This is a genomic window from Bacillus sp. FSL M8-0256 (assembly GCF_038005765.1).
Taxonomy (GTDB): Bacteria; Bacillota; Bacilli; order Bacillales; family Bacillaceae; genus Bacillus; species Bacillus safensis.
Genome location: NZ_JBBOTU010000001.1, coordinates 635150 through 654235 on the forward strand (window position 1 = coordinate 635150; position 19086 = coordinate 654235).

Consider the following 19086-nt stretch of genomic DNA (forward strand, 5'->3'; position numbering starts at 1 on the left):
ATACGACAAATGACAGTAGCGGATATTCCAGAGGTGTATACGATTGAAGTGCATTCGTTTACAGCGCCTTGGAAAAAGGAATCGTTTGTCTATGAGATTCTTCATAACCAATACAGCCATTATTTCCTCATTGAAGAAGATAAGCAGCCTGTTGGGTATTGCGGGGTCTGGATTGTCATGGACGATGCACAAATTACGAACATTGCGATTCTCCCTGAGCATAGAGGAAAAGGCTACGGGGAAGCATTGCTTCGATATGTCATGGAATTTTGCAAAGAAAAAAAGACAGATCATCTTTCTTTAGAGGTGCGGGTTTCGAATACACCAGCACAATCCCTCTATGAAAAGCTCGGTTTCAGACCAGCTTCTATTCGAAAGAATTATTATACGGATAATGGAGAAGATGCATTAGTCATGTGGGTGAATATAAATGAGTGAACAAACAGATCGATTCATATTAGGAATAGAAACAAGCTGTGATGAAACAGCTGCGTCCATTGTGAAAAATGGAAAGGAAATCGTGGCGAATGTGGTGGCCTCGCAAATAGACAGTCATAAACGATTTGGCGGAGTTGTACCCGAAATTGCTTCAAGGCATCACGTGGAGCAAGTCACCATCGTATTAGAAGAAGTGATGGCACAGGCGGGTATGAGCTTTAAGGATTTAGATGCGATTGCTGTCACAGAAGGACCTGGCCTCGTGGGTGCTTTGCTGATTGGTGTCAATGCAGCAAAGGCACTGAGCTTTGCCCATCAAATTCCTCTTGTTGGTGTTCATCATATTGCAGGGCATATTTATGCAAACCAGCTTGTTGATGAATTGGAGTTCCCATGTTTAGCTCTTGTTGTCTCCGGCGGACATACTGAGCTTGTTTTAATGAAGGAACATGGATCTTTTGAGGTCATCGGAGAAACTTTAGATGATGCAGCTGGAGAAGCGTACGATAAAGTGGCCCGGACGATGGGTCTCCCGTACCCAGGCGGACCTCATATTGATCGGTTAGCACATGAAGGAGAGCCGACAATTAAGCTTCCTCGTGCATGGCTTGAAGAAGGGTCTTATCACTTTAGCTTCAGTGGTTTAAAATCAGCTGTGATCAATACCTTACACAATGCGTCACAAAAGGGAGAAACGATTGCCCCAGAGAATTTGGCCGCAAGTTTTCAAGCAAGCGTCATTGAGGTGCTTGTTGGGAAAACATTGAAAGCGGCTGAAGCCTATGGCGTGAAGCAGGTCGTTCTAGCTGGAGGAGTCGCTGCCAATAAAGGACTAAGAAAAGCTTTAACCTCAGCATTTACGAAGCTGCCAGAAGTGAAAGTCATTATTCCGCCATTATCTCTTTGCACAGACAATGCAGCCATGATCGCTGCCGCTGGAACCATTGCGTTTGAAAAAGGAATCAGAGGCGATATGGCGATGAATGGCCAGCCAGGATTGCCGCTTGTCTCATATGAATGAAAACTCCTGTGGATGACAGGGGTTTTTATTTTTTTATGAAAGCGATTTATTCACATGTAAACGTTATATATCCACAATTGTTAGAAAATTTCGTTTTAAAATGAAGAGGGTGTGTATAAACACGATCTTTTTTGTGGATATGTGATTAAAACTCTGTGGATAAAGTGGATAAGTCTAATGTATTTAAGAATAATCAAGAAGTTATTGTGGGTATCATTGTGGATAATGAATTTTCTTTGAAAGAAAAAAGAGTACCTTTTAAGGCACTCTTTAAGCTTCTGACAGCTCTTCCCACTCCGCAAAAAGTGATTCCAGCTCTTGATTGAGCGTATCATTTTCTGTCTGAATGGCTTGGACCTTCTCGTGATCTTGAAAAATATCAGGATCACATAGCAGCTCTTCATTTTCACCGAGCTTGTCTTCGACGACAGCAATGCGTTCTTCAATTTCTTCGATTCTGCGCTGCTTTTGTCTTTCTTTCTTTTTCAGTTCTTTTTCTTCCGCATAAGAAAGCTTTGCCTTTTCTGCTGGCTGTGCAGCTTGTTTTTTAAGCGGCTCATTTTCTTGAAGTGCTTCCAGCTCTAATTGTTCATTTTTCTTTTCAAGATAGTAGTCATAATCACCGAGATATTCTCTTGTTTCTGTAGGCGACAGCTCAAATACTTTCGTAGCAAGACGATTGATAAAATAACGATCATGCGAAACAAATAAGATGGTTCCTGGATAATCGATTAGTGCATTCTCTAAAATTTCCTTACTATCTAAGTCCAGATGGTTTGTCGGTTCATCGAGAATAAGAAAATTGGCTTTTTGGAGCATCAGCTTTGCCAGTGCAAGGCGTGCTTTTTCTCCACCGCTTAATGCATGGACAGGCTTTAAAACGTCATCACCGGAAAAAAGGAAGTTTCCTAAACATGTCCGAATTTCTTTTTCATTCATATGAGGATAGTCATCCCAAAGCTCATTGAGCACTTTTTTCGAGGATGTCAGTTTGGCTTGCTCTTGGTCATAGTAGCCGATCGTGACATGAGATCCAAAAGTGATGTCGCCTTTTACTGGTGTTAATGAGTTCGTTAACGTTTTTAAAAGGGTTGATTTCCCGATCCCGTTAGGACCAATGAGTGCCACACTATCCTCGCGTTTAATCTGAAAAGAAAGAGAGGATAGGAGCGGTGTTTTTTCATCATAACGAATATCGAGGTCATGCACCTTGAGTACATCATTGCCGCTTTGTCTCGTAATATCAAAATGGAAGTTTGCGGATTTTTCATCACCTAAAGGCTTATCTAAACGATCCATTCGTTCGAGCTGCTTGCGTCTGCTTTGAGCGCGCTTTGTGGTTGAAGCTCTTGCCAGGTTGCGATCCACGAAATCCTGAAGCTTTGAGATCTCTTCTTGCTGCTTTTCGTATAGTTTCATATCCCGCTCGAGCTGCTCTGCTTTCAGCTCAAGATACTTACTATAGTTCCCTGCAAACTTTTTCATCGAAGTTCTTGAGACTTCATAGACGTGGTTTACGACTTTGTCTAAGAAATAGCGGTCATGGGACACGATGAGAATGGCACCTGTATAATTTTGCAAATACTGCTCCAGCCATGATAAGGTATCAATATCTAAATGGTTGGTCGGCTCATCCAGAATTAAGAGTTCTGGTTTCATTAATAAGAGCTTTCCAAGCGCTAGACGGGTTTTCTGACCGCCGCTTAAGGATTGGACGGTTGTCTCATCTTCAAAATGACTAAAGCCGAGTCCATGTAGAATGGAGCGGACATCTGCTTCATATTGATAGCCGCCTTGATCTTTAAATTCCTGCTGCAGCCTGTCATAGGTTTTCATCAAGACATCCAGCTCAGAACCTGTGGAAGAAGCCATTTTCTCCTCAATGGTTCTCATTTCTTGTTCCATCTCTTTTAAATGATCAAAAACCGATAATAATTCGTCCTTTAACGTACGTGTAGACGTTACATCGGTATGCTGTGCTAAATAGCCGATCGATAGGTCTTTTGGTTTGATGATCTCACCTTGCTCGTAAGACATTTGACCGGCAATGATTTTCAAAAGCGTGGATTTGCCTGCGCCGTTACGACCTACAATGGCAATGCGATCCCTTGCTTTGACTTCCAATTTTATATTCGTTAAAACGGTATCAGCGCCAAACGATTTGGACAGCTGATTCACTTGTAGAATCATCATGTAACTTCACCTCTGCTATAATATGTTAAGTGTAGCTTATCAGCAGTAAACCGGCAAATGTTACATACAATCGCCATATTCAAATGAAAGACAGATAGGAAAAAATAGTGTATCATTTGAGTGAGGGAGCGTTGAAAGATGAGTCAATTTAGCCACTTTAACGAACAGGGAAGAGCAAAGATGGTCGACATTAGTGACAAATCGTCTACAGTGAGAACCGCCGTTGCTGTTTCAAGCGTTCGTATGATAAAAGAAGTGTTTCATAAAATAGAGCAACGTGAAATTGGAAAAGGAGATGTGCTGTCTGTTGCACAGGTTGCTGGCATCATGGCAGCAAAGCAAACATCTACCATCATTCCAATGTGTCATCCGCTTGCATTAAAAGGCGTGGATATCTCCTTTGATTGGGAGGAAGACGGAAATGCGCACATCCTGAACATACAAGTACAGGTAAAAACAAAAGGAAGTACGGGTGTGGAGATGGAAGCGCTCACTTCTGCTTCAGTATGTGCACTGACCGTTTACGACATGTGCAAAGCGATTGATAAAGGCATGATCATCGGTCCTACCTATCTAATTGAAAAGACAGGCGGGAAAAACGGTGATTTTCACAGAGCATCTGATATTTAAGTTGGAGGACCTTATATGAATATAGATCAGTCAAAAATTCCACAAGCGACAGCCAAACGTTTGCCGCTATACTACCGTTTTTTAAAAAATCTGCATGCATCAGGAAAACAAAGGGTGTCATCAGCAGAGCTTAGTGATGCAGTCAAAGTGGATTCTGCTACCATTCGCCGAGATTTTTCGTACTTTGGTGCACTTGGGAAAAAAGGGTACGGCTATAATGTCGATTATCTCTTGACCTTCTTCAGAAAGACCCTTGACCAAGATGAAATGACCAATGTCATGCTCATCGGTGTCGGGAATTTAGGGACTGCCTTTTTACACTATAATTTCATAAAAAATAATAATACAAAAATTTCAATGGCTTTTGACGTCAATGAGAGTAAAATAGGAAGTGAGATAGGCGGCGTGCCTGTCTATGATTTGGATAAGCTTGAAGAGCATGTTCAAGAGGTAGGAGATATCCCTGTTGCAATTTTGACAGTACCTGCCGTAGCAGCTCAATCCATTACAGATCGTTTGATTGCCCTTGGCATCAAAGGAATCCTTAACTTTACGCCGGCTCGATTGAATGTGCCGGAACACATTCGAATTCATCATATAGATTTGGCGGTTGAACTTCAGTCTCTTGTGTATTTCTTAAAGCATTACTCTGTTACGCAGGAGGACTGACGAAAAGGGGTAAAGGGGGTGGAGCAAATGGGTCCGATCGGTCCTGGGAGTTTGATTCTGATTGCGATTGTAGCGCTCATTATTTTTGGGCCGAAAAAGCTTCCTGAATTAGGAAGAGCAGCAGGAGATACATTACGTGAATTCAAAAATGCCACAAAAGGCTTAGCTGATGATCAGGAAGAAAAAAAGAAAAAAGAAGATCAGTAGAATAGGATGAGCTTCATGAATGTCAAAGATATGCCGCTTATGGAGCATATTGTGGAACTGCGAAAACGTTTAGTGATCATTGCGATGTTTTTTGTCGCCTTTATGGTGGCTGGTTTTTTTCTCGCTAAGCCGGTCATTGTGTATTTACAAAATACCGATGAAGCGGCAACACTCACGCTGAACGCATTTAAGCTTACAGATCCACTGTACGTGTTTATGCAGTTCGCATTTGTCATTGCTTTGGTTTTGACGTGTCCCGTTATTTTATATCAGCTGTGGGCGTTTGTGAGTCCAGGCTTATATGAGAAAGAAAGAAAGGTGACACTTGCTTACATTCCGATTGCACTGCTTTTATTTTTGAGCGGTGTGGCTTTCTCTTATTTTATTTTGTTTCCGTTTGTCGTCGACTTTATGATGCGAATGTCGAATGATTTAAATGTAGAGCAAGTCATTGGGATTCATGAGTATTTTACATTTCTGATGCAGTTAACACTTCCATTTGGCTTTTTGTTTCAGATGCCCGTCGTGTTGATGTTTCTCACAAGACTTGGCATCATCACACCGATGTTTTTATCAAAAATACGGAAGTATGCCTATTTTGTCCTCCTTGTCATTGCCGCACTCATTACACCGCCAGAGCTTGTTTCTCACCTCATGGTCACCTTGCCAATGCTCGTTTTATACGAAGTGAGCATTATCATTTCAAGAGTGACCTACCGCAAAATGCAGCAAATAGAGGAGAAAGAAAGTCATTATGTCTCATAAAAAAGCATCATGATCCAATGAGGATCACGATGCTTTTTCTATTGTGAAAGAAATTGATCGATCGCATGAAAGAGGTGCTCATAATAGGCGTGCTCATGCTGGACAAAATCATGAACACCCACTTCGATGCTTTCCTCACGTCGTTCTTCGTTTGCATCAACTTGAAAGCCCTCGATTCGAATTCTTTCACATGTTCCTGTTAACAGCTGCTGTGCATCAAGCAGCTTGGCTCTGTACAGACCAGCGACTTCTTCTTTCTGTAGATAAACTTCCATGTGCTTTTCTTGATAAATATAAAGGTAAACATGGCAGAACTCACGGTCGATGAACGAAGGCATATGGATTTCATCCTGTATGACACCTGAAAAGGTAAGGTCCTCAAAAGGGATGGAAAGACCAAGCTCTTCTTCTACCTCTCTTAAGCCATCAGAAGGCTGTTCATCTGCGAGAAGATGGCCCGCTGCGGTGATATCAAACAAAGAAGGAAAATCCTTTTTTGCGGGACTTCTTAGCTGAAAATAGAGATATACGGTGCCATGCTCTTTTTTTAGAAGCCAAAAATGAAATGTTTCATGCCAAAGACCTTGGGCGTGGACATCTGAACGAGCGGCAGCTCCAATCGTTTCATGCTGATCATTGAAGATGCGAAGTTTTTCATGTTCCATAAAGATACATCCTCCATAAAAAAACCATTTTCCAACCGCGGAAAATGGTTTTTGATTTATTTTTGCTGCTGTTTTTTGAGTTTGACAGAGAAGGCAAACATTTTAAGCGCGATATTGATATTATAGGCCGCAAACACCATCAGCAAAATGCTGTAAAATGACCACATGTCACCTGGGTTTTGAATGGCCATATAGGTGAAAGCGACACCTACGGCAAAATAAATGATGCCCCATACGACTGGGTTTCTCATGAGAAAAAGCCTCCAATAATCATTTGCATGGTTTGAGATTGTTCTTCAATCATTTTTTTCACTGGCTCAATCTGCACAAGAACAACAAGTGAATTCATCAGCATATGAGCGCCGATTGGAACAATGATTCGTTTTGTTTTCGCATATAAAAAGGCAAAGGTAAAGCCCATTGCGGTATAGAGCAAGATATGGGGAAAATCATAGTGTACAGCAGCGAAAACCACTGAACTGGCAAGTGCTCCAATGAAGAAATTCGTTTTTTCATAAATCACACCAAAGATGATTTTACGGAAAATGATTTCCTCTAAGATTGGACCAATCAGGGCGATGACGATCACAAGCCAAGGAACGGCATCCATAATGGATAAAATGGTTTGCGTATTTTCTGACTCACGGCCAATGCCGAATGCATATTGTTCAATCGCCCCCGCAATCGATTGTGCAAAGAGAGAAAGAAAGAAACCGCCAATGATCCATGCGATAGCAGAACCGATTGAAACTGGCGCTTCATTTCGCAGTGAAGCTTTTGGGACGGTTCGAAGGATGAGCAGAATAATGATCAATCCGATACAAAAACTGATGATTGTCCACGTTCCTGATAATTTTGAAAGCTCTGTTTGAGTCATCGGTGATTGAATGAATCCCAGCCATTTCATAATGAGCACATAAGGAAACGCAGAAACCTGCACCAATATATACGTTAAGATGATGTACCAATATTGTTTTTTCAAGTAACGAAAACCCCTTTACTAAAAGAACTAGATTTATTGTAACACAAGTCTCCTTTTTCGATGAAAAGGAAAGAATCTGAGACCAAAAAAGATCGTGAAAGCGTAAAAATTTTTAAAGGTTTTCACTTGAAATTGCAGAAGACATTCTTTATTATAATAAATGTGTTAGCACTCGCTGGTGATGAGTGCTAAAAAAGACTACATATAAAAATTGAGGAGGTTGTTTCTTATGTTAAAGCCATTAGGCGATCGCGTAATCATTGAACTCGTTGAATCTGAGGAAAAAACCGCTAGCGGTATTGTTTTACCGGATTCTGCAAAAGAAAAACCGCAAGAAGGTAAAATTGTTGCAGCAGGTTCAGGGCGTGTACTTGAAAGTGGTGAGCGCGTTGCGTTAGAAGTAAGCACAGGCGACCGCATTATCTTCTCAAAATATGCAGGCACTGAAGTGAAATATGAAGGCAAAGAATATTTAATCCTTCGTGAGAGCGACATTTTAGCTGTTATTGGTTAATCACATAAAAAACATTGAGATAAATTTTTAAAAAGACTGAGGAGGTTTCGTTATTATGGCAAAAGATATTAAGTTCAGTGAAGAAGCACGTCGCGCGATGTTACGCGGTGTAGATGCACTTGCAGATGCTGTAAAAGTAACTTTAGGACCTAAAGGACGTAACGTGGTTCTTGAGAAAAAATTCGGTTCTCCACTTATCACAAATGATGGTGTAACGATCGCAAAAGAAATCGAATTAGAAGATGCATTTGAAAACATGGGTGCAAAACTTGTGGCTGAAGTTGCAAGCAAAACAAACGACGTAGCTGGTGACGGTACTACGACTGCAACAGTTCTAGCTCAAGCGATGATCCGTGAAGGTCTGAAAAACGTAACAGCTGGTGCAAACCCTGTTGGCGTTCGTAAAGGGATCGAAGAAGCAGTGAAAGTAGCACTTGAAGGCTTGCACGAGATTTCTAAACCAATCGAAGGCAAAGAATCAATTGCTCAAGTTGCAGCTATTTCTGCAGCAGATGAAGAAGTCGGCAGCCTAATCGCTGAAGCGATGGAACGCGTAGGTAACGACGGTGTCATCACAATTGAAGAATCTAAAGGATTCACAACTGAGCTTGAAGTGGTTGAAGGTATGCAATTTGACCGCGGATATGCTTCACCATACATGGTGACTGATTCTGATAAGATGGAAGCAGTTCTTGAAAATCCTTACATCTTAATCACTGATAAAAAAATCACAAACATTCAAGAAATCCTTCCTGTACTTGAGCAAGTTGTACAACAAGGAAAACCATTATTGCTTATTGCTGAAGATGTAGAAGGCGAAGCACTTGCAACTCTTGTTGTGAACAAACTTCGTGGAACATTCAACGCAGTAGCAGTAAAAGCTCCTGGATTCGGTGATCGTCGTAAAGCAATGCTTGAAGACATCTCTGTTCTAACTGGCGGAGAATTAATCACAGAAGACCTAGGACTTGACCTGAAATCAACTGAAATCGGTCAGCTTGGCCGCGCTTCTAAAGTCGTTGTGACAAAAGAAAACACAACAATCGTAGAGGGCTCAGGAGATTCTGCTCAAATCGCAGCACGTGTGAACCAAATCCGTGCTCAAGTAGAAGAAACAACTTCTGAATTCGATAAAGAAAAATTACAAGAACGTCTTGCAAAACTAGCTGGCGGCGTCGCTGTCATCAAAGTTGGTGCTGCAACTGAAACAGAACTTAAAGAGCGTAAACTACGCATCGAGGATGCACTGAACTCAACTCGTGCAGCAGTTGAAGAAGGTATCGTATCTGGTGGTGGTACAGCACTTGTGAATGTATACAACAAAGTCGCTTCAATCGAAGCTGATGGTGACGTTCAAACAGGTGTAAACATCGTTCTACGTTCTCTTGAAGAGCCAATTCGTCAAATCGCTCACAACGCAGGTCTTGAAGGATCCGTTATCGTTGAGCGCTTGAAAAACGAAGAAATTGGCGTAGGCTTCAACGCAGCAACAAACGAATGGGTAAACATGATCGAAAAAGGAATCGTTGACCCAACAAAAGTAACTCGCTCTGCACTTCAAAACGCAGCTTCTGTAGCAGCAATGCTTCTAACAACTGAAGCAGTCGTAGCTGACAAACCAGAAGAAGGCGGCTCAGGCGGCGGAATGCCAGATATGGGCGGCATGGGTGGAATGGGCGGAATGATGTAAACACCCTCGAAAACCCCTTGAAATATAGGGGTTTTTGTTATGTCTTCATGATTTTGATCACATGCAATAAAAAGTATCAAGGCTGATGAATTGAAACCCTTACTGCTTCTCAATCGTTAAAATATGAGCAAGTGATTTCATGGGTCTTTACCCGACACGGTATTTTAAAAAGAAAAGCGGTGATCATATGGGCTTCACTACATGGGTGGCGATTATTGTTGCACTGGCTGTCGTGTTTGGATTGTTTGGATCGAAGAAGCGTGATAAATAAGGAAAGAGTTGAAAACCCACTTCCAATTAAGGAGTGGGTTTTTGTTGCAAATACAACTTTTATCAGTTATATTAGCTATAGTAAATTGTTGTAAATACAACAAAAGGAGTTGAAATACATGAAAGAAATATTGCGAGAGATCGGTGTGATAGCTCGGGCGCTTGATTCTATAAGTAATATTGAATTTAGAGAGTACGATTTAACGAAGGGGCAGTATTTGTATCTTGTGCGTATTTGTGAGGAGCCTGGTATCATTCAGGAAAAGCTGGCGGAAATGATTAAAGTGGATCGAACTACGGCGGCTCGGGCTATCAAAAAATTAGAACTGAATGGGTTTATTGAGAAAAAAGATGATCGTGTGAATAAAAAAATCAAAAAGCTGTTTCCAACTGAAAAAGGGGAAGCGGTCTACCCAATGATTAAACGAGAACATGATTATTCGAATCAAGTGGCGCTGGATGGGTTTTCTAAGGAAGAAGCGGAACAGATTTATGAGTATCTTCTCAGGGTGCGAAAGAATATAGAAAAGGACTGGGAAGGTGTGAAAAAAGGGATAAAGAGAGACTACTAATAAATAAGGAGGGACGACTTTATGACCGTCACTTTCATTCGGTGCAATGAACAACATGTAAAGGAGCTTCAGAAAATTGGAACCGATACATTTATAGAAACCTTTCTGGATCAAAACAAAGTGGAACATATCGAAGCGTACGTGAAGACAGCTTTTCACCTAAACCAGCTGTTAAAGGAATTACAGCACCCTTCTTCACAGTTTTATTTTGTTCAAGTGAATGGGGAAGTAGCTGGTTATTTGAAGATCAATATGGATAATGCCCAATCAGAAGAGATGGGGAGTGAAGCGTTAGAGATTGAAAGAATTTATATCAAGCAATCCTTTCAAAAGCAAGGATTAGGCAGATATTTAATCGATCAAGCCATTGAAATTGCGAAAAATCATCATAAACAGGATGTTTGGCTTGGGGTGTGGGAGCACAATAAAGCGGCCATCGCTTTCTATCAAAAGCTTGGGTTTGTTCAAACAGGGGTGCACGCCTTTCTCATGGGGGACGAAGAGCAAATGGATTTCATTATGACCAAAACATTGAGCTGATCAAAAAGGAGGAAGGGTACATGCATATCCCATCATTTTTTCGAGTGAAAGATATGGAGAAAATCAAATCATTTATTCAATCTCATTCATTTGCTACAGTTGTGACGACAATGAATGAAAAGCCCATTGCGACACATATTCCAGTGAGTTTTCATCAAGTTGGAGATTCGTATGTGATCTCAGGGCATATGGCGATTGGGAATCCTCAGTGGAAAACGTTTGAAGAGAGCGAGAAGACGCTCGTCATCTTTCAAGGCCCGCATGCCTACATATCTTCTTCATGGTATGAAAAAGAAGCAGTACCAACATGGAATTACCAGGCTGTTCATGTTTATGGAAAGGCGGAACTGCTTGAAAAATCGGAACTGGTTAAGGAATTAACCACAATGCTGGAGACATACGAAAGTCACAGAGAACAGCCGGTGCTATGGGATACGTTGTCTGAGGAACTGTTAGAGAAGCAAATGAAAGGCATTGTAGGCTTTAAGATCATCATTGATGAAGTTCAGGCTGCTTTCAAATTAAGCCAAAATCGCCACGAAAGGGATTATATCCGCATCATTGAACAGCTGGAAGCAGAGGGTGAAGTGGAAATGGCTGAGGAGATGAAAAAGAGTTCCATTTAAGAGACTTCTCGAAAGATTAGTTAATAAAAAGAATGAAACGTTATTTATAAACAAAAACACTTTCTTCTAGGAAAGTGTTTTTTAGTGGTGATAAAAAAGCCCTCATCATTCAAGGGCATGAGTGAAAGTTTATTTTACTTTAACTGTGAAGGTCACGTCTTTACTATTCATGTAATCGTCAGTTGTGACATTTCCAAATTTCAGTTTTAATTCTTTGATGTTTTTAATGTTGATCTCTTTGCCTTCAGGAGCTAAGAATTGAATAACACCATCTTGTTTAACGCCACCTTCAACTTCGCCACCAATATCACCATCAGTCATAAACATATTCGCATCTAATTGCATGCTTCCAGCTACAACTTTACCTTGATCTGGATAGAAGTTTAGAACTTTATCTGTCGTATTTTCGATATTCATTCCAACATTGATTCTATCCTTCATAATTTTAATCTCGCCAAGCTTTACTTTCATTCCTTGAGCAGTTGTTTTGTGTTTGCTCGCATTTATTTTCTTTGAACCATCGTCTTTTTTGTTTTTTGATTGTGTTTTTGTGCTTGTAGACTCTTTTTCTTTAGATGCACCTGTAGACACATCTTCTGTTGAGCCGCAAGCAGCCAGTGTAAATGTTAGCCCTAAAGCTAAAAATAAAGCATAGAATTTCTTCAAAATGAAAATCCCCTTTTGTTTAATTTATATAAGCGTCTTGTGCTTATACATTGACCATGACTATTATAATAGGATAAAAGTACTTTCGAATCAACAAAAAATGATAAAAATAGAAAATAATTGTTTTTAAGTGTTTTTTTATAAACCAGTTAGCTTAAAATTACATAAAATCCACTTCTTGTGACTTAAAACGAACTTGAATTTCCTTATAATAGAATTATTATAAGGGATTGGGAGTGATTGAGATGGAAGGTTCGTCAATCAAGACAGTTAATAGAGAGGATCAACATGAATTCTTGTTTCTGAATATATCTTCAAATACAGTTGGGGCTCTTTCAAAGGAATCTGCTGAGAGGATTCTAAGCGGGAGGGATACCGATGAAATACACCAATTGATGTATGTTCCTATTGAAAATCAAGAAGACCTCAAATGGCTGATTCATTCTCTGCATAAAGCCATCATGAATGAAAAAGATGTACGTGTCGTTCTTGAATTGGCTGATCTACTCTATTTCTTTGTTGTCCCTGCTTACAAAGAAGAATTGATGAGCCAAGAAGATTTGTCACACATGGTGAATGATATATTATTTATGTTGGATCTTTGGACAGATGAAAACATAATAGAGTTAGTTGATGCGATTCAATATGAATTACAAAGAGTAGAGAGAAAAGGCTTGTAGAGCAATCTCTACAAGCTTTATTCTCTATTCTTATGCAGTTGTGTTATTGACGACAGGCTCTTTTCTAAACACACCCATGCAGCCTGCAATGATGATTAATACAGCTGGAAGGATGAAGAACATAGAAATAGAAATAATGCCGCCTACAGCAGATACTAATAATAAAATTCCACCAAGCTTTGCTTTTTTCTTTACGATGACAGATGCGACAATGGCAAGAATAGAGAAAAGCATTGCTGCCCAGCCTAATCCTGTAATTTCACTCGTACCTGAATCGCTAAATGCTGCATCGATTCCTCCGAAAGCAAGAGCAAACATTGCGCCGAAAAATCCAAAAATACCTCCAATTAAGCCTAAAACAAATTCTGTTGTTCTTTTCATCATACTTTCCTCCGATATGTAAATAAGAATTATTGGTACTTAAGAACCAACACAATCTTACTAATCGGCATTCTTTTCATAAAGTTAATAGTTTTGTTAAAAAAAACAAGAAAATCCATAAAGGATTTTCTTGTCCAATTATTGGGCTCTTTCCCAAGTGATTTTTGTTTCATTTGTTGTTTTCTTTCCTTTTGCCAGCATCTTACCGTTTTCTTGTTTCACGGTGATGTTTAGGTCATAGAAGGAATAGAGGGCGCCGAGGCTGTCATTTTCCGGTTTATGCAGATTGTTTTCTTTTTCAGTTGATGCTCCAATGGCCAGCGTTTTGGCAAAGTTTAAACCGATGACTTCAGCGTAATCACTATTGGTATCAGAGGAAGCCGTTACGTTTAAAGAAATGACTTTTTTCTTTTGATCCACGGTGATGTCAGTGTCTTTGATGAGCTTAGACTGCTCCATTACTTCTTTTGTTTCTTTTTGAATGCGCTCATTAATCGTAGGAAGTGCCTTAGATTCTGGTTTTTGTTCTTTTGTCGTATTTGAGCAAGCTGCTAGAATGGAGAGACTTGCAACTAGACTCATGAAAACAAGTAGACTTTTTTTCACGTTCGTTCTCCTTTTTTCGTCGAATGTTGTATGTTTATGTTACCACGAATCTTTGTTTTGATTAAAAGAGAAGTGTTGATAAGCTGTGAACAATAAAAAGCACCCAATGGAGGGTGCTTTTTTCTTATTGTGCTGAAAGGCTTGTACTTAATGGGATAGAAGAAATGACGGTGAATTTAGGAGCTGCGGCACCAGATTCTAAATTTTTACGTAAAAGTGACGATTTGATTGACCCGTCCCAATTTTTATAGACACTTCCTGATGTATTTGCACGAAGCTGTACATTCGAAAAGCTTGCTTGTGAATAGCTGTTTGTTCCATTATCCTGTACGCCATGTACCATTTTGACAACATCAAGGTTTTTCAGACGGCTAGGGTTGTAAACAGGCTGCTTATAGCGCAGTTTCCCATTGACATATAGTGACACCGTACCATCACCATTGTTGATGAGCTTTAAGTTGACACGTGCGCCATCTTTAATACTTGTATCGTATTCGCTGTTCCAGTATTTACTGCCGCCTTGTGAGCCGCTGCCTAGAAAAACTTTATAGCCAGAAGACGTTTTTGAAATACCGCTCTCTACTACAGCAGAGCCGAGACCGAGATACCAGTCCGCATAGCCGTTTTTAATGGTGGCTGTTTTCGGAAGGACAATATCAGCAGAGATACCTGACCATTTGGCTTCATCTGTTTGCGTCACAATGGCGCCGTGACGAGGACTAGCCGCTGAGGCAGGAAGACTTGAAAACATCAAAACGAAGGCCAAACTTACAATCAAAACGGTGAAACACTTTTTCATGAAAATTCCCCCTTAAATTTGATTCACTTTTATTATATAAAATGAAAGAGGGGGGCTGCTTACCATGTTCTGACTGTTTATGGTAGTATTTATGAACTTTATCGGTCATAAAGTGGTCAACTTGTATTTGAATTGTAATGTGTCTGTAAAATAACTGGGTTCATCTTCATGTATAATGAGTGCAGAAACCAAAAACGGAGGATTTCTTAATGAATAAAAAGCTTATCACGACAATCGTAACAGTAGCTAGTTTATTTTTAGCATTCAGTTTCTCACATGGAGCAAGTGCAAAAAAAGTAAGCGGCAATATTACTTGGTATAATGGTGTCGGCAAAAAAGGCGCAGATGGAAAAAAACTCGGTCATTGGGATGCAGCAACTAAAATGGGCTTTGACGTACCGAAAAAAGGTACAAAACTAAGAGTGACAACAAAAGCGAAACCACATAAAGTGATTACAGTATATAAATATGATGTAGGCAGAATGCCAAATGCTGTACTAGACGTAAGTCCAAAAGCATTCAAAGCACTTGGGTATAAAACAAGTAAAGGTGTCGTAAAAGGGCATTACACTTATTAATACATAGGCATGCAAAGAAGCGGGAAAAGTTCATTTTCTGGCTTCTTTTCTTGTAGAGAGGGTCTGAAAGGCAATGAAAAAATCAACATGGTGGATCATCACAGTCATTGGCGTCGCAGTGATTGCGGCAGTTATTTTCTTCATGATGAAGCCTGGGCAAGAGGCAAAACATACAGGAAAAGTCAAAACAAATCAAGATGCAAAAGACGAATTGCTCGTTTCATTTACAGATCAAAAGTTAAACAATACTTATTACTTGCATGATCGGGCGCTTCATACGGAGAAACTGACAGCATATCCTTCGATTGCTTATGATTCTACGAAACAAGTTTTATATTACACGTATACGGATGAAGACACGCAAAAGGTGAGTATTCGGGAATTAAATGTGAAATCTGACGAAGAAAAAACACTGTTTACGAGTGATGATTCTATCGACAGTATGAGGCTGTCTGGTGACGGAAAGAAGTTATTTCTAAGGTATAACAAGAATTCTGGAGAGCAATTTTATGTCGCATCTTTTGATTTGAAAACACACAAAATGAAAGAGCTGTATCCGGAAAAAAGCAAGGATGATACGGTGAGTTCTTTTGCATATGATCCGACTTCGAATGATTTGGCGATCCAGCATTATTCTTTAAAAGAAGATTATCAAAAAACCGATGAAGCAAATGAAAAGGGCAGAGATCCTGAACCAACAACCATGAAAATCACCCTTCAAACAGGTGAGAAGGGGAAACGCATTGCACGTATCTCACAAACGATCAATGATATTTCATTTTCTCCAGATCATAAGAAATTGATTTATACAGAAGTAAAGGTTCGTAAAGAAAAAGAAATATCCTCGATTAAGTTGCTTGATGTAGAAACTGGAAAAACGACGACACTCGTTAAAAACAGCCAGGATGTTCATATTTTAAGTGCTGCACAGCCGCAATTTTCTACGGACGGGTCGTCTGTTTATTTCTTAGGTGTTGCAAAAAACGCAGAAGAATTAAAGGATGACACCGGACGAAAGGCGAAGATAAGAACGATTTTTGAATACAATATGAAGAAGAAAACGGTGGAAGCCGCTTGGGAGAAGGATGGCGGAATTGTTAACAATTTCACTGTCAATCGATAAAGGAAACGTTCAGTTATTTATATAACTGGACGTTTTTTTATTTTGTCACTTGAAATGCTGAAGAAATGGTGGATTTATAGATGGAAAATCAGTTTTTAAGCAGTGATACGAGGGCCATTTTCATATTTTGCTTATGTGACAGAGGAAAAGAAAAAGAGTAGTATGAGTGAACATAAAAAAACGAGAGGACTGATGACATCTCGTTTTCTCTGTTTTATTTGTTTTCATCTAATAAGTTTTGAAAGATAAACAGGGCATTAATGGAGTGAGGGAAGCCAGCAACCTTTGTACAGTGCTTAATAATCTCCATAATCTCTATAACAGAAAGTCCGATATGTAATGCTTGTTCAAAATGAGTCTTTAACTCTTCATCACAATTGCCTTTTGTGATGAGGGAAGATAATGTGCTGATGGCCTTTTGTTTTTCATCTAATATGAAGTGATTGAATTCTTTTTGTTCACTGAGTTCAATGGTTAGTTGTTCAATGTTTGACCGAATGCTCTCGTTTTCATAAATTGAAAGCTTCTCTCTGTTACCTGCCGCTGTTTCTTGTTTGACCTGGCAAGTCTCTTTTTCTTCATTCAAATTGAACTCCTCCGTTTTTTATCGCAATTTTCCATTTGTTCGTTCATTATGGCTTATGTGCCTTTTGATAGATGTAATGGGTATATAGTAGTATTATCGGTTGCTGCGTCAACATTTTAAGTATGGAATGCTCCTCAAAGGAATGATTCATGCAATTTATTTTTCCATTTTGAAATGGATCATAAAAGGGCTAATGAATGGATGTCCGTTAGCCCCTTTGTAATCAGCAGTTTCATAAGTTCTACGCATTTAGTGGAAGAGTGGTTTCATTTTTACTGAATGATATCCATCGGCCTCATCATGTCATAATCTTCATGTTCTAAAATATGACAATGCCACACATATCGGCCGCTGTATGGAACAAAACGAGCAACGATCCGAATGACTTCACCTGCATGCGCCTGAATGGTGTCCTTGTAGCCTTGTTCATGTAAAGGAGGCGCTTCGTTTGGTCCTGTATACACGATTTCTCCTGTCGATTGATAGACTTCTGTATCAAATGGTCTTCTGTCTAAAACCCTAAATTGAACAAGATGCAAATGAATAGGGTGTGTCCCTCTGGTTGGATTGACAATAGACCAAACCTCTAGACTGCCAAGACGAGGATTTTCAGTGACAGGATCATTCCAAAAATGGTTATCGAGCAATAGGATAGGGCGGCCGTATTTATCCTGTGTGCCGGTAAGTGTGAGTGTACGCTCTCTATCAGCTCGACTTGGCCGAAGCGGTGGCAGCGGTTTAAAAATCGGACGTAATGTTTTAGGTACTCTCCCTTTTAGTGGACGTGTGACTTTGAATTGCATAATGTTCGCATCTGTTTCAGGATTCACATCCTGTCCGCAGCCGGCTGTATTTTTGAGAGTGATCGTTTTGTTTTCGTAAGCTGAAAAGTCGATGATGACATCGAAACGTTCAGCAGGCGCGATGCTAAAGGATTGATGGCGAACGGGTCTTGGCAAAAAGCCCCCATCGGAACCGATTTGCAAGATTGTAGCGTCGTTATCTAGATGCAGCTCGTAAGTTCTAGTATTGGACGCATTTAAAATACGAAAACGGTATTTTCGCGGCTCTACTTCTAAATACGGCCATACTTTTCCATTGACTAAAATTGTTTCTCCACAAAAAAAGGGCACGATGGATGGGTCTGGTATGTCACTGTCCTCTGGTGTGTCGTTTGGTCTGCTAGGATAAAACAGTGAACCATCTTCCTGAAACGTCCGGTCCATAATCATTAAAGGAATGTCGTAGTCATCTTTCGGCAGCTCTAAAGACTTTTCAAATGCATCTGAGATCAAATAAAACCCAGCTAAACCGGCATACACATTTAGTCGTGTCAATGCCATGGCATGATCGTGATACCACAATGTGCAGGCTTGCTGATGATTTGGGTAGACGTAAGTCTCCCTTTCAAAAAAAGGACCGGTTGCTTCAAAGTCCCGTGAAAACCAGGCCTCTGGGTAGCCGTCACTGCTTGCTGGTGTGACGCCGCCATGCAGATGAACGACTGTTTTCACCTCTGGTTCATCGTGATGACCGGAGTGGATGGTGTGATCGACAGGCAGAAAATGTTTCAATGGCAATTTGTTCATCCATTTCACTTTGACCTTTTCATTTCGATTAGCTTTAATGGTTGGTCCAGGCAAGCTGCCATTATAGGTCCATAGCTTGGTTGGGGGCAGGTCTCTATGAACTTTTAAGAATACCTCCTCCATAGCAATTTCATAATACGTTTGTCTTGGGTTCTTTTTGACGGGCTCCGCGACTTCTGGAATTGGAAGCTCGTCAACAAATTTTTCTAGGTTCATGTTGACTAATCCTCACTTAAATTCAATTTGATACAGTATAAGTGCGGACATCCAAATAGGTGAATAAAATAAAAAAACCC

25 protein-coding genes are annotated in these 19086 nt (G+C 40.1%); 15 read left to right on the forward strand and 10 right to left on the reverse strand.

From position 1 onward, the window contains the following. Positions 1–9 precede the first annotated feature (9 nt). Together rimI and tsaD are read left to right on the forward strand one after the other, a co-directional pair. Complete coding sequence (gene rimI, locus NSQ76_RS03215) at positions 10–438, forward strand: ribosomal protein S18-alanine N-acetyltransferase (RefSeq protein WP_024424460.1); 429 nt, start codon at positions 10–12, stop codon at positions 436–438. Further along, complete coding sequence (tsaD, locus tag NSQ76_RS03220; protein WP_024426735.1) at positions 431–1459, forward strand: tRNA (adenosine(37)-N6)-threonylcarbamoyltransferase complex transferase subunit TsaD; 1029 nt, start codon at positions 431–433, stop codon at positions 1457–1459. Before rimI ends, tsaD begins: the two co-directional genes overlap by 8 nt. A 270-nt stretch (positions 1460–1729) precedes the next feature. On the opposite strand, the gene NSQ76_RS03225 is transcribed toward tsaD, so the two are convergent. After that, positions 1730–3652 carry an ABC-F family ATP-binding cassette domain-containing protein gene (locus NSQ76_RS03225; RefSeq protein ID WP_341052352.1) on the reverse strand — a complete coding sequence of 641 codons (1923 nt, stop codon included), beginning with the start codon at positions 3650–3652 and terminating at the stop codon, positions 1730–1732. A gap of 138 nt (positions 3653–3790) precedes the next feature. On the opposite strand from NSQ76_RS03225, the gene moaC reads away from it, so the two are divergent. From moaC to tatC, 4 genes are read left to right on the forward strand one after another with little or no spacing between them, the layout of a single operon-like run. After that, entirely contained in the window at positions 3791–4282 is a 492-nt protein-coding gene (moaC, locus tag NSQ76_RS03230; protein WP_025092758.1) for a cyclic pyranopterin monophosphate synthase MoaC, read from the forward strand. Positions 4283–4297: 15 nt separating this feature from the next. After that, positions 4298–4951, forward strand: coding sequence for a redox-sensing transcriptional repressor Rex (locus NSQ76_RS03235; protein WP_008355687.1), 654 nt, complete (start codon positions 4298–4300; stop codon positions 4949–4951). 27 nt (positions 4952–4978) lie between these two features. After that, complete coding sequence (locus NSQ76_RS03240) at positions 4979–5158, forward strand: twin-arginine translocase TatA/TatE family subunit (RefSeq protein ID WP_008355689.1); 180 nt, start codon at positions 4979–4981, stop codon at positions 5156–5158. Between the two features lie 6 nt (positions 5159–5164). Continuing rightward, positions 5165–5923, forward strand: coding sequence for a twin-arginine translocase subunit TatC (gene tatC / locus NSQ76_RS03245; protein WP_208945843.1), 759 nt, complete (start codon positions 5165–5167; stop codon positions 5921–5923). Positions 5924–5961: 38 nt separating this feature from the next. On the opposite strand, the gene NSQ76_RS03250 is transcribed toward tatC, so the two are convergent. The 3 genes from NSQ76_RS03250 to NSQ76_RS03260 are packed head-to-tail and all read right to left on the reverse strand — an operon-like array spanning position 5962 to position 7570. Continuing rightward, complete coding sequence (locus NSQ76_RS03250; RefSeq protein WP_341052356.1) at positions 5962–6588, reverse strand: NUDIX hydrolase; 627 nt, start codon at positions 6586–6588, stop codon at positions 5962–5964. 56 nt (positions 6589–6644) lie between these two features. Beyond that, positions 6645–6839 (reverse strand): YdiK family protein, encoded by a 195-nt coding sequence (locus NSQ76_RS03255; protein ID WP_003213897.1) that lies wholly within the window; start codon positions 6837–6839, stop codon positions 6645–6647. Beyond that, positions 6836–7570: a CPBP family intramembrane glutamic endopeptidase gene (locus NSQ76_RS03260; RefSeq protein WP_024424466.1), complete on the reverse strand. Its 735-nt coding sequence runs from the start codon at positions 7568–7570 to the stop codon at positions 6836–6838. Before NSQ76_RS03260 ends, NSQ76_RS03255 begins: the two co-directional genes overlap by 4 nt. 229 nt (positions 7571–7799) lie before the next feature. Here NSQ76_RS03260 and groES point away from each other — a divergent pair, with 229 nt between their 5' ends. From groES to NSQ76_RS03290, 6 genes are all read left to right on the forward strand, one after another. Next, positions 7800–8084: a co-chaperone GroES gene (gene groES / locus NSQ76_RS03265; RefSeq protein WP_024426730.1), complete on the forward strand. Its 285-nt coding sequence runs from the start codon at positions 7800–7802 to the stop codon at positions 8082–8084. Between the two features lie 55 nt (positions 8085–8139). Continuing rightward, positions 8140–9774: a chaperonin GroEL gene (gene groL, locus NSQ76_RS03270; protein ID WP_024424467.1), complete on the forward strand. Its 1635-nt coding sequence runs from the start codon at positions 8140–8142 to the stop codon at positions 9772–9774. Positions 9775–9913: 139 nt separating this feature from the next. Next, on the forward strand, positions 9914–10045 hold the full coding sequence (locus NSQ76_RS03275) for a hypothetical protein (protein ID WP_254968466.1): 132 nt from the start codon (positions 9914–9916) through the stop codon (positions 10043–10045). A gap of 118 nt (positions 10046–10163) precedes the next feature. Then, positions 10164–10616, forward strand: coding sequence for a MarR family winged helix-turn-helix transcriptional regulator (locus NSQ76_RS03280; RefSeq protein ID WP_125587198.1), 453 nt, complete (start codon positions 10164–10166; stop codon positions 10614–10616). A 21-nt stretch (positions 10617–10637) separates the two neighbouring features. Next, entirely contained in the window at positions 10638–11156 is a 519-nt protein-coding gene (locus NSQ76_RS03285) for a GNAT family N-acetyltransferase (RefSeq protein WP_341052364.1), read from the forward strand. A 20-nt stretch (positions 11157–11176) separates the two neighbouring features. Then, entirely contained in the window at positions 11177–11782 is a 606-nt protein-coding gene (locus NSQ76_RS03290; RefSeq protein ID WP_087976359.1) for an FMN-binding negative transcriptional regulator, read from the forward strand. A 129-nt stretch (positions 11783–11911) separates the two neighbouring features. On the opposite strand, the gene NSQ76_RS03295 is transcribed toward NSQ76_RS03290, so the two are convergent. Further along, complete coding sequence (locus tag NSQ76_RS03295) at positions 11912–12448, reverse strand: LptM family lipoprotein (protein WP_341052365.1); 537 nt, start codon at positions 12446–12448, stop codon at positions 11912–11914. A 236-nt stretch (positions 12449–12684) separates the two neighbouring features. Between NSQ76_RS03295 and NSQ76_RS03300 the strand changes: the two genes are divergently transcribed. After that, positions 12685–13128: a hypothetical protein gene (locus tag NSQ76_RS03300; RefSeq protein WP_341052367.1), complete on the forward strand. Its 444-nt coding sequence runs from the start codon at positions 12685–12687 to the stop codon at positions 13126–13128. Between the two features lie 30 nt (positions 13129–13158). Here the strand turns inward: NSQ76_RS03300 and NSQ76_RS03305 are convergent, their stop codons facing one another. From NSQ76_RS03305 to NSQ76_RS03315, 3 genes are all read right to left on the reverse strand, one after another. Next, entirely contained in the window at positions 13159–13509 is a 351-nt protein-coding gene (locus NSQ76_RS03305; protein ID WP_024424475.1) for a DUF4064 domain-containing protein, read from the reverse strand. A 138-nt stretch (positions 13510–13647) separates the two neighbouring features. Next, the gene (locus NSQ76_RS03310) at positions 13648–14115 is read right to left on the reverse strand and encodes a hypothetical protein (RefSeq protein ID WP_341052370.1); all 468 of its coding nucleotides are present in this window, start codon (positions 14113–14115) and stop codon (positions 13648–13650) included. Between the two features lie 124 nt (positions 14116–14239). After that, on the reverse strand, positions 14240–14914 hold the full coding sequence (locus NSQ76_RS03315) for a hypothetical protein (protein ID WP_024424477.1): 675 nt from the start codon (positions 14912–14914) through the stop codon (positions 14240–14242). Between the two features lie 209 nt (positions 14915–15123). Here NSQ76_RS03315 and NSQ76_RS03320 point away from each other — a divergent pair, with 209 nt between their 5' ends. After that, positions 15124–15492 (forward strand): RlpA-like double-psi beta-barrel domain-containing protein, encoded by a 369-nt coding sequence (locus NSQ76_RS03320; RefSeq protein ID WP_024424478.1) that lies wholly within the window; start codon positions 15124–15126, stop codon positions 15490–15492. A 73-nt stretch (positions 15493–15565) separates the two neighbouring features. Continuing rightward, positions 15566–16615: a hypothetical protein gene (locus NSQ76_RS03325; protein ID WP_341052372.1), complete on the forward strand. Its 1050-nt coding sequence runs from the start codon at positions 15566–15568 to the stop codon at positions 16613–16615. 214 nt (positions 16616–16829) lie between these two features. Here NSQ76_RS03325 and NSQ76_RS03330 read toward each other — a convergent pair whose 3' ends face one another. Continuing rightward, complete coding sequence (locus NSQ76_RS03330) at positions 16830–17201, reverse strand: carboxymuconolactone decarboxylase family protein (RefSeq protein WP_056767484.1); 372 nt, start codon at positions 17199–17201, stop codon at positions 16830–16832. A 272-nt stretch (positions 17202–17473) separates the two neighbouring features. Continuing rightward, positions 17474–19006 carry a multicopper oxidase family protein gene (locus NSQ76_RS03335; protein WP_024424481.1) on the reverse strand — a complete coding sequence of 511 codons (1533 nt, stop codon included), beginning with the start codon at positions 19004–19006 and terminating at the stop codon, positions 17474–17476. Between the last annotated feature and the right edge of the window lie 80 nt (positions 19007–19086).